General features: G+C 35.1%; 18 protein-coding genes. 8 read left to right on the forward strand and 10 right to left on the reverse strand.

What is annotated here, in order from left to right:
* The first annotated feature begins 199 nt into the window (after nt 1–199).
* From HNP25_RS09850 to HNP25_RS09865, 4 genes are all read left to right on the forward strand, one after another.
* Nucleotides 200–3,145: an FAD-binding and (Fe-S)-binding domain-containing protein gene (locus HNP25_RS09850; RefSeq protein ID WP_184133766.1), complete on the forward strand. Its 2,946-nt coding sequence runs from the start codon at nt 200–202 to the stop codon at nt 3,143–3,145.
* A gap of 308 nt (nt 3,146–3,453) precedes the next feature.
* Nucleotides 3,454–6,003 carry a phosphocholine-specific phospholipase C gene (locus HNP25_RS09855; protein ID WP_184133768.1) on the forward strand — a complete coding sequence of 850 codons (2,550 nt, stop codon included), beginning with the start codon at nt 3,454–3,456 and terminating at the stop codon, nt 6,001–6,003.
* Nucleotides 6,004–6,594: 591 nt separating this feature from the next.
* Entirely contained in the window at nt 6,595–7,761 is a 1,167-nt protein-coding gene (locus tag HNP25_RS09860; RefSeq protein WP_184133770.1) for a hypothetical protein, read from the forward strand.
* 519 nt (nt 7,762–8,280) lie between these two features.
* The gene (locus HNP25_RS09865; RefSeq protein ID WP_184133771.1) at nt 8,281–9,732 is read left to right on the forward strand and encodes a hypothetical protein; all 1,452 of its coding nucleotides are present in this window, start codon (nt 8,281–8,283) and stop codon (nt 9,730–9,732) included.
* 80 nt (nt 9,733–9,812) lie between these two features.
* Here the strand turns inward: HNP25_RS09865 and HNP25_RS09870 are convergent, their stop codons facing one another.
* From HNP25_RS09870 to HNP25_RS09885, 4 genes are all read right to left on the reverse strand, one after another.
* The gene (locus HNP25_RS09870) at nt 9,813–11,735 is read right to left on the reverse strand and encodes an outer membrane protein assembly factor BamB family protein (RefSeq protein ID WP_184133773.1); all 1,923 of its coding nucleotides are present in this window, start codon (nt 11,733–11,735) and stop codon (nt 9,813–9,815) included.
* Nucleotides 11,736–11,960: 225 nt separating this feature from the next.
* Nucleotides 11,961–13,097, reverse strand: a complete 1,137-nt coding sequence (locus HNP25_RS09875; protein ID WP_184133775.1) for a helix-turn-helix domain-containing protein — start codon at nt 13,095–13,097, stop codon at nt 11,961–11,963.
* A 199-nt stretch (nt 13,098–13,296) separates the two neighbouring features.
* Nucleotides 13,297–13,908 carry a low molecular weight phosphatase family protein gene (locus HNP25_RS09880; RefSeq protein ID WP_184133777.1) on the reverse strand — a complete coding sequence of 204 codons (612 nt, stop codon included), beginning with the start codon at nt 13,906–13,908 and terminating at the stop codon, nt 13,297–13,299.
* 23 nt (nt 13,909–13,931) lie between these two features.
* On the reverse strand, nt 13,932–14,264 hold the full coding sequence (locus tag HNP25_RS09885; protein WP_184133779.1) for an ArsR/SmtB family transcription factor: 333 nt from the start codon (nt 14,262–14,264) through the stop codon (nt 13,932–13,934).
* A 158-nt stretch (nt 14,265–14,422) separates the two neighbouring features.
* On the opposite strand from HNP25_RS09885, the gene HNP25_RS09890 reads away from it, so the two are divergent.
* From HNP25_RS09890 to HNP25_RS09900, 3 genes are all read left to right on the forward strand, one after another.
* Nucleotides 14,423–15,499: an acyltransferase family protein gene (locus HNP25_RS09890; protein ID WP_184133781.1), complete on the forward strand. Its 1,077-nt coding sequence runs from the start codon at nt 14,423–14,425 to the stop codon at nt 15,497–15,499.
* A 77-nt stretch (nt 15,500–15,576) separates the two neighbouring features.
* Nucleotides 15,577–17,535, forward strand: a complete 1,959-nt coding sequence (locus HNP25_RS09895; RefSeq protein WP_184133783.1) for a M1 family metallopeptidase — start codon at nt 15,577–15,579, stop codon at nt 17,533–17,535.
* An 89-nt stretch (nt 17,536–17,624) separates the two neighbouring features.
* The gene (locus HNP25_RS09900; RefSeq protein WP_184133785.1) at nt 17,625–18,254 is read left to right on the forward strand and encodes an NUDIX hydrolase; all 630 of its coding nucleotides are present in this window, start codon (nt 17,625–17,627) and stop codon (nt 18,252–18,254) included.
* A 106-nt stretch (nt 18,255–18,360) separates the two neighbouring features.
* Here the strand turns inward: HNP25_RS09900 and HNP25_RS09905 are convergent, their stop codons facing one another.
* Nucleotides 18,361–18,837, reverse strand: a complete 477-nt coding sequence (locus tag HNP25_RS09905; RefSeq protein WP_184133787.1) for a hypothetical protein — start codon at nt 18,835–18,837, stop codon at nt 18,361–18,363.
* A 350-nt stretch (nt 18,838–19,187) separates the two neighbouring features.
* On the opposite strand from HNP25_RS09905, the gene secA reads away from it, so the two are divergent.
* Complete coding sequence (gene secA, locus HNP25_RS09910) at nt 19,188–22,562, forward strand: preprotein translocase subunit SecA (protein ID WP_184133789.1); 3,375 nt, start codon at nt 19,188–19,190, stop codon at nt 22,560–22,562.
* A 184-nt stretch (nt 22,563–22,746) separates the two neighbouring features.
* Here secA and HNP25_RS09915 read toward each other — a convergent pair whose 3' ends face one another.
* From HNP25_RS09915 to HNP25_RS09935, 5 genes are all read right to left on the reverse strand, one after another.
* Nucleotides 22,747–23,724 carry an acyl-ACP desaturase gene (locus HNP25_RS09915; RefSeq protein WP_184133790.1) on the reverse strand — a complete coding sequence of 326 codons (978 nt, stop codon included), beginning with the start codon at nt 23,722–23,724 and terminating at the stop codon, nt 22,747–22,749.
* 163 nt (nt 23,725–23,887) lie between these two features.
* The gene (locus tag HNP25_RS09920) at nt 23,888–24,772 is read right to left on the reverse strand and encodes a carbon-nitrogen hydrolase (protein ID WP_184133792.1); all 885 of its coding nucleotides are present in this window, start codon (nt 24,770–24,772) and stop codon (nt 23,888–23,890) included.
* A 9-nt stretch (nt 24,773–24,781) separates the two neighbouring features.
* Entirely contained in the window at nt 24,782–25,747 is a 966-nt protein-coding gene (locus HNP25_RS09925; protein WP_184133795.1) for a glycosyltransferase family 9 protein, read from the reverse strand.
* Nucleotides 25,744–26,154 carry a type II toxin-antitoxin system VapC family toxin gene (gene vapC, locus HNP25_RS09930; RefSeq protein ID WP_184133797.1) on the reverse strand — a complete coding sequence of 137 codons (411 nt, stop codon included), beginning with the start codon at nt 26,152–26,154 and terminating at the stop codon, nt 25,744–25,746. Before vapC ends, HNP25_RS09925 begins: the two co-directional genes overlap by 4 nt.
* Nucleotides 26,151–26,345, reverse strand: coding sequence for a type II toxin-antitoxin system VapB family antitoxin (locus tag HNP25_RS09935; protein ID WP_184133799.1), 195 nt, complete (start codon nt 26,343–26,345; stop codon nt 26,151–26,153). The genes vapC and HNP25_RS09935 overlap by 4 nt, the downstream gene beginning before the upstream one ends.
* Nucleotides 26,346–26,468 lie beyond the last annotated feature (123 nt).

A 26,468-nucleotide genomic window follows, 5' to 3' on the forward strand; every position in this document is an offset into this window, starting at 1 on the left:
TTCAAATAATGTCCTCAAAGCATTTTTTGTTAAAAAATGTTAAATCTAATAGCAACATTATGCCTATTTATTTTTGTACTTTTTCAATACAAATACCTTAATAAAATATTTTTATAAGCTTCAAATTGATTTTATTGGTAAATTTGAAGTCTGAAATAAGAACTTAGAAAAACTATATTATTCTTTGTAGAATCCAAAAATGACCAATCCAACGATATTATCACAACTTGCCAGTCAATTAGAAGGTGAACTCTATCATGATACCGTTATGCGTACTTTATACGCAACTGATGCCTCTGCTTATAGAGAAATGCCTCAAGCGGTCGCCCTTCCTAAGACGATTGAGGATATTAGAAAATTAATAAATTTTGCTCGTGAAAATAAAACTTCTATCATTCCTCGAACGGCTGGTACTTCTCTTGCGGGTCAGGTAGTTGGCAATGGTATCGTAGTAGATGTTTCTAAAAATTTCACAAAAATTCTTGAAGTAAATAAAGAAGAACATTGGGTAAGAGTACAACCGGGCGTAGTTCGTGATGTATTAAACATTGAACTGAAAAAACATGGTTTATTTTTTGGGCCAGAAACTTCTACTGCCAACCGTGCAATGATTGGTGGTATGGTTGGCAACAATTCTTGTGGTTCAAATTCTGTTGTTTACGGCTCTACTCGTGAACATTTGATGGAAGTAAAAGCCATTTTAGCAGACGGAACGGATGTAGTTTTCAAAAATGATAATTTGAATACTTTCAATAATCATATTCAATCAGCACAAAGTAAAAATGGTTCGGCTACTTTGTTGGATAAAATTTACTTAAAAACCAACGAAGTATTATCCAACGAAAAAAATCAGGCTGAAATCAGAAATGAATTTCCAAAACCAAGTATTGAAAGACGAAATACAGGTTATGCTTTGGATATGTTGCTCAATTGCGAGCCTTATACCGAAGGAGGAAAACCTTTCAATTTCTGTGAATTAATTGCAGGTTCAGAAGGAACACTTTGTTTCTTAACAGAAATCAAATTGCACGTAAATGATTTACCTCCGAAAGAAATTGGTTTGGTTTGTGTTCACTTCAATGACGTTCAAGAATCACTCAAGGCAAATTTAATTGCGTTAAAATATAAACCTTCGGCTTCTGAGTTGATGGATCATTATATCTTAGAATGTACTAAAGCAAGTGTAGAACATAGCCAAAATCGTTTCTTTGTTCAAGGTGACCCAGGGGCGATTTTAGTCGTTGAATTACGTTCTGATTCAAAGGCGACCATTGAACAACAAGCCAAAGAAATGGAAGCAGAAATGCGTGCGGCTGGTTTGGGTTATCATTTCCCTGTGGTTTATGGCGAAGACACCAAAAAAGTTTGGAATCTGAGAAAAGCAGGTTTGGGTTTACTTTCTAACCTTCCGGGCGATGAAAAAGCGGTAGCAGTGATTGAAGATACTGCCGTTGATGTAAACGATTTGCCTGATTTTATTCGTGAATTCAATGAGATTCTTTCGGCAAATAATATGTACTCAGTACATTATGCTCATGCTGGTTCTGGAGAAATTCACTTGCGCCCGATTATCAACTTGAAGACGGTTGAAGGAAATAAACAATTCCGTTTGATTGCCGAACAGATTGCTACTTTGGTGAAAAAATTCAAAGGTTCGCTTTCAGGGGAACATGGTGACGGACGTTTGCGTGGCGAGTTCATCAAACAAATGGTGGGCGACCATAACTACGAATTGATGAAAGAAGTAAAACGTACTTGGGACCCTTACAATGTGTTCAATCCGAACAAAATTGTGGATACTCCGCCAATGGATACGTTTTTGCGTTATACTCCGGGGCAACAAACGCCTGAATTTAAAACGACTTTCCGTTTCCACGACCAAGATATTTTACAGCACGCCGAACAATGTAATGGTTCGGGCGATTGTAGAAAAACGCCTGCTTCGGGCGGAACGATGTGTCCTTCTTACATGGCAACTCGTAACGAAAAAGAAACGACACGTGCCAGAGCTAACATTCTTCGTGAGTTTTTAACACATTCTGATAAAGCGAACCGATTCAACCATGAGGAAATTAAAGAAGTATTTGATTTATGTTTGGCTTGTAAAGGCTGTAAAGGCGAATGTCCATCAAACGTAGATGTGGCAAAATTGAAAATGGAATTTTTACACCAATACTACAAAGAAAACGGTGTTCCATTGCGTAGTCGTATGGTTGGGAATTTTTCTTCGCTTTCAAAAGTAGCTTCTTATGTGCCGTGGGCTTATAATTTTATTTTTGAAACACCTGCTTTACGTAAAATCGCCAATACTGTCGTAGGTTTTCACCCTGACAGAACGATGCCCTTGTTGAGTAATACTACTTTTAAAAAGTGGTTTGACAAGAATCAAGTAACCTTAAAACCTGCGGAAACTAAAAAACAAGTATTCTTATTTATCGACGAATTCACGAATTATAACGATGTTGAAATTGGTATCAAAACCGTGAAATTATTGAATCGTTTGGGTTATGAAGTACTTATTCCAAATCATGCAGAATCTGGTCGTCCGCAATTATCAAAAGGACTTTTGGATGATGCAAAGAAATTGGCGAACCAAAATGTAAGCCTTTTAAAAGATGTTATCAGTGCTGAAACACCTTTAATTGGCATTGAACCTTCGGCAATTCTTACTTTCCGTGACGAATATCCAGATTTAGTAAATGATGATTTGGTAGATGCGGCGAAAGCTTTAGCCAAAAATACTTTCATGGTAGAGGAATTTTTAGCGAAAGAAATTGATGCAAAACGTATTTCTAAAAAAGTATTTACGACAGAAAAACGCTTGATAAAATTACACGGACACTGTCAGCAAAAGGCATTGTCGAGTTTAGTGCCTGCCAAGAAAACACTTTCATTGCCCGAAAACTATGAAGTACAGATTATTCCTTCTGGATGTTGTGGCATGGCGGGTTCTTTTGGTTATGAAAAAGAACATTTTGAATTATCAAACCAAGTAGGTGAATTAGTACTTTTCCCAACCATTCGTCAGCAAGGTGAAGATGTAATTATTGCAGCTTCGGGTACAAGTTGTCGTCACCAAATTCATGACGGAACAGGTCGCACAGCGAAACACGCTGTTGAGATTTTGTATGAAGCGTTGATTTAGATATGAGTTATGAATTATTAAATATGAATTGGTTGAAATAACAATTCTATCTATAAAATCAAAGATGTAGCGGTAACCTTCACGGTTACCGTTTCCATTTTATACCATTCTATTTTTAGGCAACCACAAGGGGTTGCTGCTATATTAATTATTAACCTTAACAAACCAATAATATATCAGGACAGTTTAATCCTCCTCTCTCATTTATCTTTGTACCCATTTCAACTTACTAATTATTTGAATCGGTTATATTAGTCTATTCAGATTACCGACAGCAGAATTCTAATAGCAAATCACAAAATCAACACATGGAATCAAGGAGAGAGTTTATCAAAAAAGCGTCTGTATTAGCCTCTGGGGCTGGTTTTCTGGGAATGTTGCCTGCTTCAATTCAAAAAGCAATGGCAATTAATCCTGCCGAAGGAAGTACTTTCTGGGATGCTGAACACATTGTCATTTTGATGCAAGAAAACCGCTCTTTCGACCACTGTTTTGGTACTTTACAAGGGGTACGTGGTTTCAATGACCCTCGTGCGATTACACTTCCAAGTAGAAATAAAGTGTGGTTGCAACAAAATGAAAAAGGACAAACCTTTGCTCCTTTTCGCCTAAATCTACGTGACTCAAATGCTACTTGGATGAGTTCTTTGCCACATTCTTGGGAAAACCAAGTGGATGCTTTGAACGGCGGAAAGAATGATAAATGGCTTCATGTAAAACAATCTGGACATAAAGAGTACAAAGATATGCCCTTGACTTTGGGCTATTATGACCGTGAGGATATTCCTTTCTACTACGCTTTGGCAGATGCTTTTACGCTTTGTGACCAAAATTTTTGTTCTTCTTTAACAGGAACTACGCCCAACCGTTTGTACTTATGGACGGGTACAATTCGTGAAAAGCAAGCTTTTGATTCAAAAGCCAATGTCAAAAACGAAGATGTAGATTATGGTAAATGGGCAAAATGGAAAACCTTTCCCGAACGTTTAGAAGAAAACGGTATTTCTTGGAAAATTTATCAAAATGAAATCAGTTTGCCTACTGGTTTGGAAGGAGAAGGCGATGCTTGGTTGGCGAATTTCACCGACAATCCGATTGAATGGTTTGAGCAATATCAAGTAAAATTCTCGCCAGAATATTATCGCTATATTCAAGAAGTTGTAAAATTTTTACCGAAAGAGATTGAGAAGCTTTCTGCTGAAATCCCAACACTTGAAGCAGGAAGTGAAGCTTTGAAAAAAGCAGAAAGAGCATTGGCACAAAAGAAAAACTATTTAAAAATCGCTCAGGAAGACATTGTAAATTACACGCCTGAAAATTTTGAAAAGCTTTCTACTTTCCAGAAAAATATTCATCAAAAAGCCTTTACCAACAACCGCAACGACCCACATTTCCATGAACTTACTTCATTGGAATATTCTGATAACGGAACTGCCCGAAAATTAGAAGTACCCAAAGGTGACGTATTGCATCAATTCCGCCAAGATGTTGCGAATAATCAGTTGCCTGCGGTTACTTGGTTGGTTGCTCCCGAAAACTTTTCAGACCACCCCGGCGCACCGTGGTACGGAGCTTGGTACTTATCAGAAACGATGGATATTCTTACCCAAAATCCAGAAGTTTGGAAGAAAACCATTTTCATTTTGGCTTATGATGAAAACGACGGTTACTTCGACCACGTTCCTCCTTTCCTTCCGCCACATCATCAAAAAGCTGACACGGGAAAAGTTTCAGAAGGCATTGATGTTTCGGTAGAGCAAGTGAATTTGGCTCATGAAAAGAAAAGAGATTACTACAAAAATCCAGAAAAAGATACTCGTGACGGAGCAATTGGTTTGGGTTTTAGAGTACCACTTTTGATTGCTTCGCCGTGGAGTAGAGGCGGAAATGTTTGTTCAGAAATTTTTGACCATACTTCTATTTTACAGTTTTTAGAGAAATTTCTCAGCCACAAAACGAAGAAGAATATCAAAGAAGACAACATTTCGGAGTGGAGAAGAACCGTTTGTGGCGATTTGACTTCGGTGTTTAAACCTTATAATGGCGAAAAAATCGCTCTTCCGACTTTTGTTGAAAAAGAACCATTTTTGGAAAGTGTCCATAAAGCAAAATTCAAAAATGTACCTTCTAATTTCAAGGCTCTTTCTGCCGAAGAAATTAAGGAAGCCAATACTTTGGGCAATGCTTCTGCCTTGATGCCTAAGCAAGAAAAAGGTATTCGCAAAGCCTGTGCTTTGCCTTATGAATTGTACGCAGAAGCTGGTTTTAGTAGCGATAAAAAAACGTTTGAACTTACACTTTCGGCTGGAAATAAGGCATTTGGCACAAAATCAGCAGGAGCTGCATTTGTGGTTTATACTCGTTACACCCAAAATGGTTTAGACGAAATTAGCACCCGAAACTATGCCGTAAAAGCAGGCGATACGTTGAAAGATACTTGGTCATTAGCAGCATTGGCAGATAAAAATACCCAAATAGAAGTGTACGGGCCGAACGGTTTCTTTAGGTCATTCAAACTGAATAATGCACAGACAAATGTTGAAACAGCTTTGACTTACCAAAATAATCAGCTTGCTAAAAATTCTTTAACAGGCAATGGTATGTTGATTTTGAAAAACAATGAAGCACAAAACCTTCGTTTTATTATTGAAGATTTAAGCTATAAAACAGGCAAAAAAATCGTAGAAGTTGCTAAAGGGAAAAGCCTAACGGTAGCTTTAGATTTCAGTAAAAGTCACGCTTGGTATGATTTTGCGGTTAAAATAGAAGGTAAAAATACTTTTGAACAACGCTATGCAGGACACATCGAAACAGGCAAAGAAAGCTTCACCGACCCTGCCATGGGACAAGTGATATAAGTAGCACAGGTTTCCAACCTGTCCAAAGCCCATAAAAAAACGGTAACCCATGCGGTTACCGTTTGCTATTTAAAACAAAACCTATCGATTCGGCAACCGCAAGGGATTGCCGCTACAATTCCAAATAAACCCTGTTACACTTTGCGGTTTTCTTCGGTTTTTAATCCTCAAACCTATCAAAAAGATAGGAAAAGCTATCTCCGAGATAGGACAACCTATCTTTTTCACGCAATTTCCCGCAAAAAAGACAGATTATTCTATCTAATTCACGCAAAATACCGCAAAATAGATGGAACGACCATTCTTTTAGATAGCTTGTCCTGTCTTTTTGATAAGTTGGGGTGTGATTTTGATGGACTTGCGTTTCATTGGAGACCTATTTCCTCTTCCTATTGGAAGTGTCTTCACTGCCCACGACAAAGCAAATGTGTAATCACTATCTTAAATCTGCTATAATTAGAGAATAATCTATTATGAAACTATTTAGTAATCACTATTACAATTTTATCATATATAAGGTGATTTAGTATTTGTTAGATAATATTCTTATATTCATAACTATAATCTTCCAGAATATCTTCTATCACAATAATGAACAGTAAGCAAGAAAAATTAGTGAATTTGTTTAGTCATACTCTAACTGGAGCACCATCAGTATTTGCTCCTGACCTTTATGGATTTTCTAATAAACAAAAAACAGATGAGCCTGCTGATATAGTCTGGCATTATGAGAAATTCGTTCTTTTAATGTACATGACTAGTACAGAAAAGGTCTTTCAAGATGAGTCTTTGATTGAAATAAAAAGACAAAAACAAATCAAGCATAACCTGAAGCAAGCAAAAAAATGGCTTAACCATTGGAGAGTGAATAAAATTCCTTTATGTGGAAAAAATGAGTTTCAGACATTCAATATTCCCTATACTAATGACTTAAAAGTTATGGTTATATCCATATATGAAATAGGGACAAAGAATGGGTACATTGAAATTGATTTTACAATAAAAAATAATATTCCTTTATGTATTTCATTACCTGAATCAGCTATTCGTTTATTATCAGAACTAGAAGCCACACCGTTGGATATATGTTGGATATTTACTGCTATAGTAAATATTGGAGTTCCATCTCCTTTCGATGCCCATGAAATAATCTTGAATCACTTTAGACCTAAAACGAAAGATTTCTACCCAGAGTTTCAAATAATAAATTACCAAGAGATGAAAAGCACTATTGAGACTATAAAAAAAATGAGAAGCAAAAGTGTAAGTCTAAAACACTTTGAAAAACTTGATCTTACAATCCTTATTGTATTAAATGACCTTCTTCATCAAGAGTTCCTGATGATTGCTGAAATAACTGATAAACTCATAGTAGAACATGGGAAAAAATTTGACTCTTTTAAGACTGTAATTATTCCACTTAATCATTATTTGATATCAGTTACAATTTGCAGTCTTGAAACAGTTAAAACTAATCAAGAAAAGCTAAAATTAAGTTTAGAAAAAAATAAACAATTATCAACAGAACAAGATAAGGATGCTATTCATTTTTTTTTCTGTGGGCTACAACCTGGTTCATACGACATTATTGGAGCATTTACAAAAACACGTAATACACACATAAACAAACTTCTTAAGAATTGTGTTGCTAGCCAACCTAATTATGAAGCTTTGAGTAATAAATTTAGCCAAGAGAGAAGATTATTAAAACTATTTGAGAAACAATTCTTAATTAATCCTGTCACAAACAATAGCTAACATTAATTGGCACTGCTAGTTATTTCATTTAGGTATTAATAAACAGTTACAATTCAAATTCACCTTTTGTCGTTAGCAGTGGTAAAAATACCTACTGCAAAGATTTTAAAAAATTCAAACCAAAGTTTTCAAATCTAAACTAGGACTGCCAAGGATTATCACTAGCAGTTTTAATAACATAATTATGCTTGCGGTTTTCTTCGGTTTTTAATCCTCAAACCTATCAAAAAGATAGGAAAAGCTATCTCCGAGATAGGATAACCTATCTTTTTCACGCAATTTCCCGCAAAAAAGACAGATTATTCTATCTAATTCACGCAAAATACCGCAAAATAGATGGAACGACCATTCTTTTAGATAGCTTGTCCTGTCTTTTTGATGGATTGGGGCGTGATTTTGATGGGATTACCGACTGAAGAAATAAATCCCCTTCCAACAATTCATAAAAAAAGTAAGCGAAATGCTGAAAAGACATTCTTGCCGATTAATTTTAAGGTATAATCCTTGTTTCCTATCGTCATGAAAATTATCAAAATCCTAAAAATTAGTTCGCTGGTCTATTTACTGATTCCGACTTATCTGTTTTTGCTTACTTGGGTAAGGGCTGAAATTGGAATAAGTGCCTGCTTGATTATTAGTATTTTTGTTTTCAACTATCTAAAAAATAGCCAGACTGACAAAGTGCGTCGCTTAAAAACTCCTATTAATTGGCTTACGGTTACGCTGGTTTTTGTCTTGGCTTTAGTGCTAAATCTACTAGTTGGTATCGGTGAATTCCGAGAACAAACCGTTGATTTTATGGCGAATAACCTAAAGTATCGTGACCTTGTTCAAAATAAATGGCCACTGTACTATCCTGATTTCAAGGTATATATGTGCTATTATTTAGGCTATTATCTTCCCACAGCAGGACTCGGAAAAATCGTTGGCATTGAGTATTGTCGCTATATTTCTTTGGTTTGGAGTACAACAGGTGCATTCTTGGTTTTCCTTTGGGCTATTACTTTTCTTGATAAATATCGTCTATCTGTCATTGGCGTAATCATTTTATTTTCAAATGCTTGGCTAGTGTACAAAGTAATACTTTGGCTAGATTTCCAAACTTATATTTATCCACCTTATCATGTAAAATTAAATAATTTTTGGTTGATGCGTCCACCCTTTTGGGAAGGCTTTGCCCTTGCTCCTCAGCACGTTTTTCCCGCCTGTTTTGGTGCTTGCTTTATGTTGGAAGCGAACTTTCTGAAGAAAATAAATTTAGATGAAATGTTATTGATGTTATTAGCAACGATGTATTGGAGTCCTTTGGCAAGTATCGGAATTTTTCCTTTTGTACTCTATTATTATCTCAATAATTGGTCGAGTTTATTTACCCTGAAAAGTATTATTGAAAAAATATTTTTGGTTCTTGGCTTTACTCCGTTGATTATTTATTTCCTAAGTACACAAGGCGTCAACAGCGATAATACGCAGTTTATGTGGCAAGCTGGCGTAGAAAAATGGTATTGGACTTATCTGTTTTATATTGTTTTCAACTTCTTGATTTGGTACTTTTTCTTAAAACAATTCCAACATCCCTTTACAAAAATGGTGAAGGTTGCTTTACTTTTTTTGACGATTGTACCTTTATATCAAATCGGGATTGCTAATGATTTGAATATTAGAGCGTCCGTTCCTTCCATGTTTATTCTGACGGTTGCCATTGCTTATGTTTTTGTGCAAGCTCAAAAAAGAAAGCTTTATTATTGGCTTGGATTAGCCTTTTTCTTGATAAATACGCTACCGACTTTACATCAAGTTTATAAGAGTATTTTACCTTCCAAACCACAAACAACCATCATGAAAGCCGACTATAAGCAATTTCATAATATGCTTTCTTTCCAACAAGTAATGTATGGCGACAGCACAGCGGTGTTGGAATACTCTTTAAAAAATGATTCTTTCTTTGAGAAACATTTGTTGAAGAAATAAAAATAAAGTAAAAAAAACTCCCGCTCATTGAACGAGAGTTTTAGAAACCTAACCACTAAATATTTAATCTTTGATTTCTTTTAGAATTTAAAAGCCGTAATCTCATTGTCTTTTGAACGATAATACATTAAACCACCGATTTCATCTAAATCATAAACTGGTTTTTTATCGCCCAAAATTACGGTTGCTTCTACTTTTCCGTTGTCTTTATTTACTTTCACTAAGCCTACTCCTTTCTGATTGCCATCATTAGCATCATCAGTTAAAATCGCTTGATAATTTTCTGTTTGTGCCGATGCTTTAAAACGTTTATTCATCATCGCAAAACCTGCTGAAGCTACAGCAGACCACATTTGTTGTGCTTGTTCTTGTCCACGGATGTAGCTATCTACTTCATAAGTTCTACCTCCACCAGCAGTAGCTCCTCTGGCATAACCTGCATTTGCTGCTGCCGATACTGCTAACATAGTTCCACCAACGGCCATGATACCTCCGAAAATCTTTCCAGCTGTGCTGGCCGTTGGGGAGTGAAAATATTGGCTGTACATTACATTTCCTGCAAAACCAAACTTCACTAAATTCTGACTAGAGGTCAATAAAATACCATCGTTGCGTACTTGGAATCCTGAAGGAGCTTCTTTTTCATTCAGTTTTACTTTGTCGGCTACAAATTCTTTCATGCTTGCACTTTGAAGATTTACTTCAAAAAGTTTTTTGTCAGAATAAATCCATTGTAAATAATCTTTCTGGCAAGCCACATTTCCTTCTTTCAGCTTCAACGATTTATCCCATAAATCTTTACCTGTTTCCAAACTTTGAAAGTTGACCTCTTCTGTAGTACGATAAAAAATGCCTTTAGGTGTTAGTTGAAGGTCAACTATTTGTCCATCTACTTTATTGGGTTTATCAAATACGTGCTGACCAGTTTTTAAATCTAAAATACTGAGTGAGTTTTTACCTCTTGAACTTTCCATCGAAATCAAAAGTCCTTTGTCGCAATAATTATAAAACGATAATGTTCCTTTTAGTTTCGGGCCTTTTCCCCATAAACGAGTACCATTTTGATAATCCAACATGATAATTTCGGGGTCATCGGTGGCAACAATAAATCCGCCATTGTCATAAATTGTTTCAACAATTTCGCCTCCAACTTTTACAGGATCAGCCCAAAGGGCTTTTCCTGTAGCAAAGTCAAAACTGTTAACATACTTTTTACTGGTATAGAAAAAACTATTTTTGTCTCTACCGGGGCGAATTTGTGTAAAGTAACGGTACTTAGGATTTAATGAATTTGACATACTGGCACCAAAGCCAGCACTTTTATCAACGATGATTTCTGCATTCGGACTTTTTTGTTCAATCTCCCAAACTTTTTCACCCGTCTGACCATTGAATCTAAAAATTGCTTTATTACTTACAATTAAAATATCTCCATTTTGAACAAAAGGGCGACCAGCAAACATTTCTGTTCCACCAAAATCTTTTAATTCTTGTGTGAATTTTGCATGTCCATCGCCAGCATCTACCAGCGTCATAACTTTTCTACCAGTTTTATTCAACCCAAGAAAGAGTACTCCTCCGAGCGGCGGTAATTCTGTACGCATTTCTACCGTTCTAAAACCCATTTCGCCAGTATTACACAATATTTTTCCAGAAACAACATCCAGAATAACATGATCCATCGACATCAAGCCTCTTTTGTCAATCAAAGCTACCAATGGAGAATTTTCAATGGGGTCGTAGCGTTCTTCTTTTAATTTTTTTAGAAACTCATGTTGCCATAATTTTTGTCCATTTTCAGGATTCAAGCCATACAAAGCATCATCTGTTGATACCACCAAAATACCAACGTCAGTCATTCGTTGCCAGTTAATACCACGTGGAAAACTGGTTTTCCAGAAAGAAGGCGTTTCAGCCTTAGCTAACCGATAAGCTTGAACCGAACTCGTCACCAAAAAGATATTTACCAGACAGAGTCCAATGAAAAGTATTAGTTTTTTCATAAGAGAAATAAATTTAAAAGAAGAGCAATTTTAAGATTTGGGCTTTCAGATAATTGCTTTCGTGATATTGATTTTGATGGTGGCAAATGTAGAAATAGCCAGTAGAAACAAAAAAATAAAGGAGTCCAGACTTATAAATCTGCACTTATTCATTGAGTGAATGAGTGAATGAGTGAATGAGTGAATGAGTGAATGAGTGAATGAGTGAATGAGTGAATTTATTCATCAAACTGCTAAAAGTATTTCTTTACGGTATTCGGCTGGGGTTTGGTTTGCGTATTTTTTAAATACTGCATAAAATGAAGATTTAGAATTGAAGCCACATTCATAACCGATTCCTTCTAAAGTAAGATGCTCGTATTCGCTGGCAACTAATTTTGTTTTAGCTTCTTCTACTCGATAAGTATTCACAAAATCAAAGAAGTTTTTCTGAAAATGTTGATTTAAGATTTTTGATAATTGATAACTCGGAATTCCAAACTCATCAGAAAGTGTTTTAATTGTAAGTTCGGCATTGAGATATGGTTTATTTTTTTGCATAAATTCTAGCAAGGTATTGGCAAAATTATCATCCACAGCAGGTAATGAAACTACTATTTTTTGCTCATCTAATTTCCTGTTTTCATTTGCTAATGTTATTTCAGAAAATGTTTCTAAAGTAGTAAACAATTCTGGCTGACTATAGGCTTTCCAAGCTACAAAACTCAAAATGGGCAATTGCATAAAAGGTACATAAGGAAAGAACTTTATAGCCAATAATCCATAACCAAGCGGTAAAACAAAGTGGAAAATCACTAAGAAAAGTAAGATATTAAAGAGCCATACAAGTCTCAGTTTTTCGATATTCGAGAAGTAGGTTGTTAAAGCCAAACGATATTTCAGCAATTCTACCAAACTTGCAACCAAGTAAGCAACATTTGAAAAATATAAAAGTAAATGATAAGGTCTGTTGATAGGATGTTTATCGGCTTTGATTAAATCAACATAAGCCTGAATCTCAGAAGCAGGAATAAAAAATAATTTTCCGTAAAAGAAAATTGTAGCCACGATGGCTGGGATAAAATGCAAATAGGTTTTCCCTTGATACTTTATGGTTTTGCCTGTATAAGTTTGAACAAAAAAGAACAGCAAAACACCCCAAAGAAACCGAAAACCTGCACTTAAATGGATTAAAAAAGGAACATGATAGATAAAATCAGAAAGACGAAAAATAAAGAAGTGAAAATTACTGAGTGCTTGAAGTAAAAAAAGTAATCCTAGATACAAATTACTTCCTGCATTGTTATGCCGATTTTTGAGAAAGAAAATAGCTAAACCAAGCAAAAAGAAAACACTTCCAAAGCCAATCCAATTAAAAATCATCTTCAAATATCAGTTAAATCACGAATTCTAGTAAAGCCCAAATTCAAATTTACAAAAATTATGTATTTTATTATTCTTTTCAATAAAATGAGATTTCTTACAAAAACTGAAAGAAGAAAATGGATATTTAATGCTGAAAAATACCAGAAATCATCTATTTATTTTATAGAAAAAGCCACAATTAATTAACAGATATTACTTACCGAATGTTTGAAAAGACAAAAAGGGTTTCTTGGGCAATCTGAAGAGAACGTTCTTCATACTTCGCATCTTGCAGAGGAGTATTATCAAACGCTTTGGGGTCATCGTAAGTCGTACCGATTCTCAGCTCTACTCCAGGAATAAAAGGACAATTTTCTTCAGCATCCGAGCAAGTCATGATGGCAGCAAAATGCTCTTGAGGATTTGCTTCGTTATTATATACTTTAGAAAAACAAATCGTGCTTTCGTTCTCGCTAAACTGAACAGTGTAAACAGGATTTATATCTTGGTTATTACTTTCCATAACAAAACCCATTCTTTTCAAAGCGTTAATTGCATTGATATTGAAAGCTGTTGCTTCTGTACCACCAGAGTATGTTTTTACATTTTCGATTCCATAATAAGATGCCGCAACAGCAGCCCAAATTTGTCCGAAATGGCTTCTTCTTGAATTATGCGTACAAACGTAAATCAACTTAATTACCTCATCAGCTTCTTTTTTCGTTTGAATGTATTTACTAATTTTCAAGAGTAAATTTTTTCTTTGTTCTGGAATAGTATCAAATGAATTCACTAATTCATCACATATTTTTTGGATTGAAGAATACATTTTTTGAAAATTAAGGTTAAAAATTAGCAACAAGATTCCGTTTTGGGTGTGTATCCGTTGAAAAAAGTATTTAAAATATCTTGAAATTGCTTCCAAGTATTTTCGTCGATACAGTAGCAAATGGCATTTCCTTCAATGTCACCCTTTATCAATCCAGCATTTTTCAACTCCTTTAAATGCTGAGAAACCGTAGGTTGTGCAAGTGGTAATTCGTTGACAATATCTCCACAAATACAAGAATCAACTTTAATCAAATAATCCAAAATAGCGATTCTAGCAGGATGGGCAATCGCTTTAGCAAGTGTTGCTAACTGATTTTGGCGTTCGGTAAAATGGTCTGTTTTGGTTGCACCCATGATGAATCAAGTATTTTATCGCAATATTACGATATGAATTCTAAAACAAAAAAGAAATTATGAAAATTGCTTCATGTAAGAATAATAAATACCTTGCTTCCAAAAGGTAAATAGTGATAATATTGAACCAATGTATAACCCATTTTATAAATTAAATAATGATTGTTGATAATAGTAAAGATTCAAATACGATTACAAAAAACACTAATAACAGATTTCTTGAACTTGATGCCTTGAGGGGGATTGCAGCAATGATGGTAGTTTTCTTCCATCTTTCAATGGGACGACCAGAAGCTGAATTTGGATTAAAATTAGGGACTACAGGTGTTGATTTATTTTTTATCATCAGCGGATTTGTAATTTTCATGAGTTTAAATAGAGTATCAAAAAGTAAAGATTTTATCATTAACAGATTAAGTAGATTATACCCAACTTATTGGTGTGCTGTTACTTTTACTTTTTTGTTGATTCTCTGCAAAACCTTATTACTCAAACAGCATTTTACACCAATCAATAATCTAGTGAATTATGTAGGAAACCTTACAATGTTTCAATATTATTTAGGTATTCCAGACCTTGACGGGCCTTACTGGACTATGATTATTGAAATGCTTTTTTACATTTCAATACTTATTTTGTATCAGTTCAATTTGCTCAAACTACTTAATATTTTAGGTTTAATCATTTCAATATCAATCGTAATCCTTACTTCGTTTTGGGGAAATCATAGCATTGTTAAATCAATTTTATATTGGATACCGTTATTACCTTACATTCCTCTCTTTTTAGCTGGTACAATTTTTTATAAAATCTATATTGACAATCAGCAAAAAATCAGTAATTACAGTATTATTATATTGTGTTTGATTTCTCAATTCCTACTTTTTGAGCATTCTGGCAGGTCTCATCATTTTATCAATCATCAAGAATACGCTCTAATGATTTGCATTTATTTTGCACTATTTACACTTTTCGTCAATCATAAATTAAATTTTATCGTTTCTAAATGGACTTTATTTTTGGGGAAAATCTCCTTCGCATTATATCTTACACACCAATATATTTCGTTACAATTTTTATTACCAATATTAGTAAATAAGCTTCATATCAATTTTTGGCTTGCAACGCTATTGATAACTTTACCAATTACAATAATAATAGCTACGCTCATTACTAACTATGTTGATATTCCATTAAGTAAGAAAATGAAAGAAAAACTAAAGTCTTTCAGCTAATTTTCAATCGTATTTAAACAATCATTTATCGTAAAAATTAAAGTACTTTAGATAAACTATTTAATAATTCATCAAAAATGAAAAAAACACTCTTAGCAGCTTGCTTACTCTTGAGTTCTGGTAATCTGTTTTCACAACAAAAATCAAATTATAGTCAATACGATTTGTTCAATCCTTTGTTCAATTATACGCTTTCTACGCCAACTAGAAGCGGAACAGGTTCTCCGGGAAGCACGTATTGGCAAAACTCTGCTGATTATAAAATCAATATCGCTTTAGATGATGAAAAAAATACAGTTGAAGGCGATGTAGAAATTACTTACAAAAATGCTTCTCCTGACAAGTTGAATTTCTTGTGGTTACAATTAGACCAAAATCAATTCAATACAAAATCTCGTGGTGGACTGACTACTCCTATCAATGGCGGACGTTTCGGAAACACCAGTTTTGAAGGCGGCTATCAAATAAAATCAGTAAGTATCGACGGAAAACCTGCTGATTTCTACATAAATGATACTCGTATGCAAATCAAATTGGCAACGCCAATCGTTGAGCGTACAGGAATTACAAAAATTAAAATTTCATATTCTTTCAAAATTCCAAAATATGGTTCTGATAGAATGGGAACACAAGAAGTAAATCAAGGTACGATTTATGAAATGGCACAGTGGTATCCAAGAATGTCAGTTTACGATGATATTGAAGGCTGGAATGTTCTTCCATACTTAGGTGCTGGCGAGTTTTACTTAGAATACGGCAATTTTGAATATGCAGTAACGGTTCCTGCTTCGCATATTGTGGTAGGTTCTGGAGAATTAACGAATCCAAATGAATGCTGGACAGCCGAGCAAATTAAGCGTTTTGCAGAAGCGTCTAACAGTGATAAAACCGTAATAATTTTAGGAAAAGATGAAGTAGGAAATGGGAATACTCGTCCCAAAAAAGAAGGAAAAATTACTTGGAAATTCCGTTGTAACAATGCTCGTGATGTCGCTTTTTCTAGCTCAAAATCATTTATCATTGATGCTGCTAAAATTAATTTGCCAAGCGGTAAAAAGTGTTTAGCGATGTCGGCATATCCAGCAGAATCTGCTGGCGATAAAGCTTGGTCACGTTCAACTGAATATGTAAAAGGTTCAATTGAATATTACTCTAAATGGCTTTTTGAATATTCTTATCCAGTGGCAACCAATGTGGCTGGTTCAATTAGCGGAATGGAATATCCTGGTATTATTTTCTGCGGAATGCGTGACCAAACTGAAAGTCTTTGGGGTGTAACAGATCATGAATTTGGTCATAACTGGTTCCCGATGATTGTGGGTACAAACGAACGTAAATTTGCTTGGATGGACGAAGGTTTCAATACTTTTATCAACTTTTATTCTACCGATAATTTTAATAGCGGAGAATACAAAGGTAATAAAATGGACATGCACCAAATGTCAAAGCAACTTTTCAGAGAGTCTGCCGAACCTATCATGAACATCCCTGATGTAATTCAGCCAAATGGATTAGGTTATGAAGCTTATTATAAACCAGCTATTGGTTTAAAAATTTTAAGAGAGCAAGTACTTGGTCAAGAGCGTTTTGATTATGCTTTCCGTGAATACATTAAGCGTTGGGCTTTCAAACATCCAACACCGTATGATTTCTTCAAGACGATTGAAGATGCCGCTGGCGAAGATTTATCTTGGTTCTGGAGAGGTTGGTTCTATGAAACTTGGAAACTTGACCAATCGGTAAAAGATGTGCAATATATAGAACAAGACCCAAAAAACGGAGCAATTATCGTAATTGAAAACTTAGAGAAATTAGCGATGCCAGCCGTTGTAGAATTTGAAATGGTAGGTGGTACAAAAGAAAGAGTAACATTACCTGTAGAAATTTGGCAAAGAGGCGGTACTTGGACTTTTAAATCGACAACCAATTTACCATTAAAATCAGTAACGATAGATCCAGACCACGTTTTCCCAGATTTCAATTCAAAAAACAATACTTGGAAGCCTTTAAATTATAAAGCTCCTAAGCCGAATTAAAGTTTATTAATCAATAAGGATTAGTCGATTGGCTAATCCTTATTGATTTTAGCCCCAAACTTATACTCTTAATCCTAACATTTTCTAATATGCAAAACACAGAATGGCTAGCAATGGCAAAAAGAATTCAGGCAATTGCACAAGCTGGATTATTTTATACCGAAAGTCCTTATGATAAAGACCGTTATCAAGAATTATCTGACCTCAGTGTTCAAATTCTAAGTAAACTTTCCGACGAGCCTATTGAAAAAATTGGTGCTTTATTTACTGAGGAAAGAGATGGCTATCAAACCCCAAAAGTTGATGTTCGTGCAGTAGTTTTTAACGACAAAAACGAAATTCTGATGGTAAAAGAAAGGGTTGATGACCGTTGGTCTTTACCAGGTGGCTGGGCTGATGTGGGTTATACTCCTTCGGAAGTAGCCGTAAAAGAAGTGAAAGAAGAAACTGGCTTGGATGTAAAAACCATTCGTCTTTTGGCAGTGATGGACAAGAAAAATCATTCGCATCCAGCAGAAGCTTGGTATGTTTATAAACTCTTTATTCTTTGCGAGAAAATTGGTGGAGAGATTTCCCAAAATACGATGGAAACCTCTGATATTCAGCATTTTTCTTTAGAAAATCTCCCTCCCCTTTCTGAACCAAGAAACCTTGAATCTCAAATTAAATTGATGTTTGAATACAAAGATAATCCTAACAAAGAAGTTTATTTTGATTAGTTGTGAGCTATGAGCCTTGAGCTATCAGCTTTGAGTTTTGATATTATGATGAATGATATAATTAAAAAAAACTCTGATGGCTGATAGCTCACCGCTGAAAGCCTTTTTAATACTTCAAAGTGATGGTTGTATCGTTCTTAAAATATCTTTTTACAGTCACGTCTAAACTTCCTGCTTTTTTGATTAAAGTATTTTTAGGCATCACAAAATCGCCCAATCCAGCTTTATCATTTCCTAAATCTACCGTTTGTACTTCTCCTTTGGCATCAATTAATTGAAAAACATAATGAATTTCACTGTTTGGAGGAATAATATTTGCCCATTTTTTGGCAACTTTCCCTTCCCAAACCATCTCTTTTATATCAGAAACTCCTTGATACACTCTATGAGTATCGTTTTTTGTTCTGAAATAATCAATCCCATAAATAATTACAACTGCCGCAATAATCATTGGTGTTAATTTACCTGAAAAAAAACTAGGGTCTTTACTTGATGCGTTTCCTGAACCACCAAGCATATTGCCAATTAAAGGCATTTTTAATTTTGGACGGGGTGCTCTTTTACGTGGAGTTGATTGTTCCATTACTTGCTGTTTTTATTATATCAAAGTTTAAATATAAAAGAAATCTTTTTTAAAACTATATTTTTAGTTAATATTTACTAGTATCGAAAATATATTGAATCAAGCTCCTTTTAGCTTAATGAATTGGAAACAAAAACGAAATACCGTAAACCCTTGATTATAAAGACATTATTTTCAGAGTAAATGTTTTCCAATTTTATAAAATAGCAATCTGCAATATTATTACAAGGAAATTGTTTTTAAAAGCGTTGAATGAACTAAATTTGTAAGTATTCTATTTTTAGTTTGTAATACAAATGATTGATGAAATTAATTCAATCATTACTTCTAAATGATTAAAACCCAACACAATGATAAATTCAATCACAAAAGCAGTAACAAAACTGTTTGGTACAAAATCAGAAAGAGACATCAAAGAATTGATGCCTTATGTGATTAAAACCAATCAGGAATTTGCTGCTCTTCGTAACCTTTCTGACGAACAATTACGTCAGCAAACGGCTGATTTAAAAGCTATTATCCAGAAAAATCTTGCTAAAATTGATGCTGACATCTCTGATTTAAAATTAGAAGTAGAAGCTAATCAAGAAATGTCTGTTGATGCCAAAGAAACAATTTTTAACGAAATTGATAAATTACAACTCGATCGTGATAAGCAATTAGAGGTAGTATTACTCGAAATTCTTCCAAAGGCTTTTGCCGTGGTGAAGGAAACTGCTCGAAGGTTTACCGAAAATAAAAAGCTAGAAGTTCCGGCTACGGTGCACGATAAATTTATCGCTGCTAAAAAGAAAAACGTTGAAATTGTTGGTGATACTGCCATCTGGCATAACAAATGGCTTGCGGCTGGCAATGAAATCGAGTGGAACATGATTCACTACGATGTTCAATTAATTGGTGGTATCGTACTTCATCAAGGTAAAATTGCTGAAATGGCAACGGGTGAAGGCAAAACGTTAGTTTCTACTTTACCTTGTTATCTGAATGCTCTGGCTGGACAAGGAGTACATTTAGTAACCGTAAACGATTACTTGGCAAAACGTGACTCTGAATGGAATGCTCCACTTTTTGAATTTCATGGCTTAAAAGTTGATTGTATCGACAAGCACGAGCCAAATACTGAAGAACGTCGTCAGGCTTATCTAGCCGATATTACTTACGGAACAAATAACGAATTTGGTTTTGATTATTTACGTGATAATATGTCACGTACTCCAGAAGAACAAGTACAACGCAAGCACCATTTTGCAATGGTCGATGAGGTCGATTCTGTGTTAATTGATGATGCTCGTACTCCTTTAATCATTAGTGGGCCGATGGCTCGTGGCGATGAACAAGAATATGATGCTTTCAATCCATTGGTGGCTCGTATGGTTGAGCAACAAAAGAAATTGGTACAAGATTTCTTGGTTGAAGCCAAAAAACTGATTGCTGCTGGTAATAAAAAAGATGGTGGTTTGGCTCTTTTCCGTGCTTTCAGAGGTTTACCAAAAGCAAGACCCGTAATTAAATACTTGTCTGAAACAGGTATCAAACAGATTTTACAAGAAACGGAAAATATCTATTTGGCTGATAATCAAAAATTAATGCCAGAAGCTGATGCTCCGTTGATGTTTACGATTGAAGAGAAAAACAACCAAGTAGAGATGACCGAAAAAGGGCTAACCTTTATGACTCGCATGGTTGAAAATCCTGATTTCTTCGTCATTCCTGACCTTTCTGTTGATTTGAATCAAATCGAACAAGCAGTTGGTATCACAGAACAAGAACGTTTAATCAAGAAAGAAGCTTTAATCCGTGATTATTCTGCCAAAACTCAGCGTATTCATACGGTTAGTCAATTATTAAAAGCTTTTACTTTATTCGAGAAAAACGTCGAGTACATCGTTGACGAAACAGATGGTAAAGTAAAAATCGTGGATGAGTCAACAGGTCGTATCATGGAAGGTCGCCGTTATTCAGACGGTTTGCACCAAGCAATTGAAGCAAAAGAAGGCGTAAATATCGAAGATGCTACGCAAACTTATGCAACGATTACTTTGCAAAACTTCTTTAGAATGTATCACAAATTGTGTGGTATGACAGGTACAGCAGAAACGGAAGCAGGAGAATTCTGGACGATTTATAAATTAGACGTTGTAACGATTCCGACAAACCGTAAAATTTCTCGTTTCGACCACGAAGATAAAGTTTACAAAACTGTTCGTGAAAAGTACAATGCCGTTGCTGACGAAATCCAAGAATTAGTGGATGCTGGTCGCCCAGTATTGGTGGGTACTACTTCGGTTGATAACTCTGAATTATTAAGCCGTATGCTTACGATTCGTAAAATCCAACACAATGTATTGAACGCTAAACAACACGCACGTGAGGCAGACATCGTTGCAGAAGCTGGTCAGTCAGGAAAAGTAACAATTGCAACCAACATGGCGGGTCGTGGTACGGATATTAAATTATCGCCAGAATCTCGTTCATCAGGCGGTTTAGCGATTGTAGGTACAGAAAGACACGAATCACGAAGAGTTGACAGACAGTTGAGAGGTCGGGCGGGTCGTCAGGGAGATGTTGGTTCTTCTCAATTCTTCCTTTCATTAGAAGATGACTTGATGCGTAAATTTGGTTCAGACCGTATCGCTAAAGTAATGGACAGAATGGGTATGGAAGAAGGCGAAGTAATTCAACATTCAATGATTACTTCTTCGGTAGAAAGAGCTCAGAAAAAAGTAGAAGAAAACAACTTTGGTATTCGTAAACGTCTTTTGGAGTATGATGACGTAATGAATTATCAACGTAATGCGATTTATAAGCGTCGTCAAAATGCACTTTTCGGAGAACGTTTAGCCTTGGATATTGCTAATAATACTTATGATGTTTGTTCTGAAATCGTTCAAAATAATGTAAGTTATGACGAATTAGAATTACGTTGTATTGATATTTTAGGCATAGAACCTCCGTTTACTCGTGAGGAAATCGGTAAATTAAATACGCAACAACGCACTACACGTTTGTATGATGCAGCCGAAAAGCAATATCATGTCAAAAACAAAGGCTTGGCTGAAAAAGTAGTTGCTTTTGCTAAAGAAGCCATTACGCATGGATATGCAGGTATGCAAGTACCATTAGTAAGTGGATCAATGGTTTCTCAATTGTTTGCTGATGCACAAGAAACACTTGATACTAACGGACGTAAATTGATTCAAGAAATGGAAAAATCAATCGCTTTGAGTTTGATTGACCAAGAATGGAAAGAACATTTACGTGATATGGACGACTTGAAACAGTCAGTACAGAATGCAAGTTACGAGCAGAAAGACCCATTGTTAGTCTATAAATTTGAAGCGGTAAAATTATTTGAACGTTTCTTGAGCAGAATCAATTTGGATACAGTAAGTTTCTTGATGAAAGCAGATATGCCAGAAATTCAAGAAGCATCTGCTCCTGTAGCTCCAACACGCCAAGCTCCGCAACCTAAATTACAAGTACAAAAAGATGAAGCCATTTCATCATTATTAGGTGGTTTAGCTGGTGGTAGAGGTGACGAAAACGACTATCATGACCCAAGTAATCAAGTAGTTGAAAAAGTTACTCCACGTCAAGCAATCAAAATTGCCGACCGTAATCAAAGAGTAACTGTTCAGTACCGTGATGGTTCAATCAAAGAAAATATCAAGTACAAAACAGTAGAACAAGACGTAGAAAAAGGCATTGCAGTAGTAATTGCCTAAATATTCTTTCCAAGTATTATCTAACAATTTTGATAGATAATGCTTGGAAATATTTCATAAAAAAGCCTCAGATTTTCAATAAATCTGAGGCTTTTTTTATGCTTGAGCGATGTATTATTTTATAAATAACTGATAACTATACAGTTGAAAAACTAATTACCAATCACTATTTACAAATCACTCCTTAATGAATCCAGCTAAACTTATACTCTAGTTCAGGAACTTTGATTCTGTCTGTCAAACGTGTTAAACGGTCTGGTAAACGCATCAAGTAATCTTGTGCTTTTGCTGCTGGGCCATTCAAACCCGTCATTGTAGCAATATTCCAATCTTTCAATAACAACTCTGTAATTTCAATATAGTCTTTTCCCGTATAAACACCAAGTCTTTGTGCTGCATCAGAAAAATGTCCATATACTCCACTTTTCTCACCATTCATTTCACGTAAAAAGTGAGCAGGCATTACAATTTTTTGTTTCATCATGTCCGCAAAAGCAATCATCATTTCCGAAGGGTCAATTTCAAAAATACTTGCAATGAAACTTTTATAAGCTTTATGATGACGCATTTCATCGGCAGCAATCATTGCACACATTTTCGACAATGAATTATTACCATGTTTTTTAGCCAATGAAGCTGTACGACGGTGCGAAATATTAGTCGCTAATTCTTGAAAAGACGTATAAACAAAAGTTTTGTATGGATCGTCATCCGTTTTAATATCAAAACCATCTGCAATTAAATACTGCGTTGAAGTTTCAACGGCTTTCATATTTACACGTCCTGAAAGATATACATACTTATTTAATAAATCTCCATGACGATTTTCTTCAGCTGTCCAAGCACGAGTCCATCTAGCCCAACCTTCTGGTTCATGAACCATATCTACACCTTGAACTACCATGATAGAAGATTCATAAGTAGGCAAAGCTTCCTCAGTAATCATATCACCAATAAGGACCGCCCAATAATCATAAGGTAGTTCACGAGCAGCTTGTTGAAGTTCTTTTACTTCATCAAAAAATGTTTCCTTACTAGCATCTGGTAAAAAGTCTGAAGGTTGCCAGTTAGTATCTATAGGAATGAGGTATTTGTTCACAATGTCGTCCATATTAACGGCAAGGTGATTCATTACTTCAATTCTTTCATTTCGCTTTTCCATTTAATTGTTGTGGTTTGGGGGACTAAAGTATCGGTCAAAAGTTTAATATCATCACAAAAACTATCCTATTTTCGCTACCGAATTTTACAAAGGTACTGAATATTATATAAATGGTAGAATGATAATTATCATTATTACGACATAGAATTAAATATTATTCGGATTAATCAATAAATCTTTTTGTAATTGGATGATAACTATCCACTCGGCGGTCTCTGAGATAAGGCCATGTAGAGCGATAATACTCTGTCTTAGCTAAATCTATTTCTTGAACATGTACTTCTTCTTGCTCGTGTGAGCCTAAATAAAGTAGCGTCCCGAAAGGGTTCGCTACGAAACTTCCACCCCAGAATTGCTGGTCAGCCTCACGTCCTACTCTATTCACCGAAACCACATGAACCCCATTTGCCACAGCGTGCGAACGCTGAATGGTTTGCCAAGCATTGTACTGCTCACGGTTGATATTTGGGTCTGTTTCGTTAGTATCCCAACCAATCGCAGTTGGATAAAATAATACTTCTGCTCCCATCAAAGCTGTAATTCTTGATGCTTCAGGATACCATTGGTCCCAACAAATCAACACACCGATTTTAGCAAATTTCGTCTGAAACACTTTATAACCTGAATCTTCTGGCGAAGCATCACCAGGAGTAAAATAAAATTTCTCGTAATAACCTGGGTCGTCTGGAATGTGCATTTTTCTGTACTTCCCTAAATACGAGCCATCTGCATCCAAAACTGCCGTAGTGTTGTGATATAACCCTGCGGCTCGTTTTTCAAACAAAGAAGCAATAATCACCACACCCAACTCTTTGGCAACTGCCGAAAGTGTATCAGTAGATGGGCCGGGAATGGCTTCTGCTAAATTGAAATTAGCGTGGTCTTCTACATCACAAAAGTATAACGAAGTAAATAATTCTTGTAAACAAACAATATTTGCTCCTTTTAGAGCCGCTTCACGAATCCCTTGAATCGCTTTTTGCATATTTTCTTGTACGTTTTCTGTACAAGACATTTGGACAAGTCCGATGTTAATTTTTTTTGACATTTTATTCTTTTACTTCAAGCTTTCAAATTTCATCTCGTTCATGCACTTAAAATGCCCTAAAGGACATTTGTCGTAACCTATTTTAGAACATGGACGACAAGCTAAGTGTTTCACTTCGAGGGCTACAAAATTAGTTTGATATGGGTACATTCCAAATTCAGGAACAGTATTTCCCCAAATAGAAATTACTTTTTTCTTGAAAGCCGCCGCTACGTGCATCATTCCTGTATCATGCGTATAAACAATCGTCGCTTCTTTAATCAACGAGGCAGACTGGTTTAAAGTGCATTTTCCACAGGTATTTAAAATGTATTTTCCTGTTTCATTTTTCAATGCTGAAATTAAGTTTTCAGCTTGTGCTGAATCTTCCTTCCCTCCTACCAAAACCAGCGGTAATTGAATAGTTTTGCACAATTCAATCATTTTATTCAAGGGCAATTTCTTGGTTTCGTGCTGCCCGCCAATAGCATAAACTGCATAAGTATTTCTGAAATCTTCGGGCAACCAATTAGCTGGTAAAATATCTTTTTCAGGAATATAATAATCTAAACCTTGATTATCATTTTGTATTCCCAAATGCTCAAGCGTTTTTAAATTTCTATCTACAATATGTACTTTAGGCATAATATTCTTCTTGAATTTTACCAAAAGCCATTTTTGAAAATTGATTTTATCAAAACTAAAAGATTTCACTCCTAATCTGAATTTAATAATTCTTGTTCTCAGATTATTATGCAAATCTATCACATAGTCGTACTGTTCTACTTTTAGTTGTTTTATCAAATCATTAAGACTGTCTTCCAACAAAAAATACTTATCAATGTAGGGATTATTTTCTACTAAAGTTTTATACGATTTCTTCGTTACAAAATGGACTTCGGCATCAGGATATTGTTTTTTCAAACAACGCACTACTGGCGTGGTGAGGATTATATCTCCAATCGAAGAAAAACGAAGAATTAAGAATTTGGTCATGTAAAATGGGTGATTTTCAGAGAAGAATTTTGAGCGATTAAGTCAAAATCAGAATCTTGGTAACAAATTTCAACGTTAAAATGAATGGCATAAGCCGCAATCAAACAATCATTAGCTTTACGAATGGTAACGCCTTTTTGACGTAATGAACGATATAAATTGGCTGATTCTATGGCAATTTCGATTGGATTCAATACTAAGCATTTAAAACTCAACAAAGACGATTTCAACCTTTCAAATTCTTGAAGACTTTTTGTTCCTTGAAGAATTTCTTGCAAAATTGTCGGTGTCAGCCACAAGGGTTGATTTTCAGCGATGTACTCTCTGAGTAACAAAGCTTGTGGTGTTGATTTATGTTGAATAAGCTGAATCCAAACCGAAGTATCAAAAATAATCGCTGGTTTCATTGGCTTCTCCATTGTTCTAAATCACCTTCCCATTCAATCCCTTGATCTATCAATGTTAATAAATCCACTCGTTTTAGATACATCAAGTACTCCTTCAAAGCAATATTTACAATTTCTTTCTTAGAAGAAGCTGGTTTCAATTGACTAATCTCTCGTAAGATTTCATCATTTATTTCAATATTCGTTCTCATAATCATCTGAGTTTTTATACACAAAAATAACGAATTTTATACACATAGATTTCATTTTAAGAGAATTTGAATATTTATGACAAGCAAGTTGATGAATTATTCCAAATTTCCCCCAGAAAAGCA

It is taken from the genome of Arcicella rosea, from assembly GCF_014204325.1.
Lineage (GTDB): Bacteria > Bacteroidota > Bacteroidia > Cytophagales > Spirosomataceae > Arcicella > Arcicella rosea_A.

Excerpts from the sequence above, each read along its gene's own strand:
- HNP25_RS09885 (WP_184133779.1), bottom strand. The coding sequence starts at position 14,264 with ATGGGTGCAACCAAAACAGACCATTTTACCGAACGCCAAAATCAGTTA.
- HNP25_RS09850 (WP_184133766.1), top strand. The coding sequence starts at position 200 with ATGACCAATCCAACGATATTATCACAACTTGCCAGTCAATTAGAAGGT.
- HNP25_RS09920 (WP_184133792.1), bottom strand. The coding sequence starts at position 24,772 with ATGTCAAAAAAAATTAACATCGGACTTGTCCAAATGTCTTGTACAGAA.
- HNP25_RS09935 (WP_184133799.1), bottom strand. The coding sequence starts at position 26,345 with ATGAGAACGAATATTGAAATAAATGATGAAATCTTACGAGAGATTAGT.
- HNP25_RS09860 (WP_184133770.1), top strand. The coding sequence starts at position 6,595 with ATGAACAGTAAGCAAGAAAAATTAGTGAATTTGTTTAGTCATACTCTA.
- HNP25_RS09895 (WP_184133783.1), top strand. The coding sequence starts at position 15,577 with ATGAAAAAAACACTCTTAGCAGCTTGCTTACTCTTGAGTTCTGGTAAT.
- HNP25_RS09880 (WP_184133777.1), bottom strand. The coding sequence starts at position 13,908 with ATGTATTCTTCAATCCAAAAAATATGTGATGAATTAGTGAATTCATTT.
- HNP25_RS09875 (WP_184133775.1), bottom strand. The coding sequence starts at position 13,097 with ATGATTTTTAATTGGATTGGCTTTGGAAGTGTTTTCTTTTTGCTTGGT.
- vapC (WP_184133797.1), bottom strand. The coding sequence starts at position 26,154 with ATGAAACCAGCGATTATTTTTGATACTTCGGTTTGGATTCAGCTTATT.
- HNP25_RS09870 (WP_184133773.1), bottom strand. The coding sequence starts at position 11,735 with ATGAAAAAACTAATACTTTTCATTGGACTCTGTCTGGTAAATATCTTT.
- HNP25_RS09905 (WP_184133787.1), bottom strand. The coding sequence starts at position 18,837 with ATGGAACAATCAACTCCACGTAAAAGAGCACCCCGTCCAAAATTAAAA.
- HNP25_RS09915 (WP_184133790.1), bottom strand. The coding sequence starts at position 23,724 with ATGGAAAAGCGAAATGAAAGAATTGAAGTAATGAATCACCTTGCCGTT.
- HNP25_RS09865 (WP_184133771.1), top strand. The coding sequence starts at position 8,281 with ATGAAAATTATCAAAATCCTAAAAATTAGTTCGCTGGTCTATTTACTG.
- HNP25_RS09890 (WP_184133781.1), top strand. The coding sequence starts at position 14,423 with ATGATTGTTGATAATAGTAAAGATTCAAATACGATTACAAAAAACACT.
- HNP25_RS09900 (WP_184133785.1), top strand. The coding sequence starts at position 17,625 with ATGCAAAACACAGAATGGCTAGCAATGGCAAAAAGAATTCAGGCAATT.
- HNP25_RS09855 (WP_184133768.1), top strand. The coding sequence starts at position 3,454 with ATGGAATCAAGGAGAGAGTTTATCAAAAAAGCGTCTGTATTAGCCTCT.
- HNP25_RS09925 (WP_184133795.1), bottom strand. The coding sequence starts at position 25,747 with ATGACCAAATTCTTAATTCTTCGTTTTTCTTCGATTGGAGATATAATC.
- secA (WP_184133789.1), top strand. The coding sequence starts at position 19,188 with ATGATAAATTCAATCACAAAAGCAGTAACAAAACTGTTTGGTACAAAA.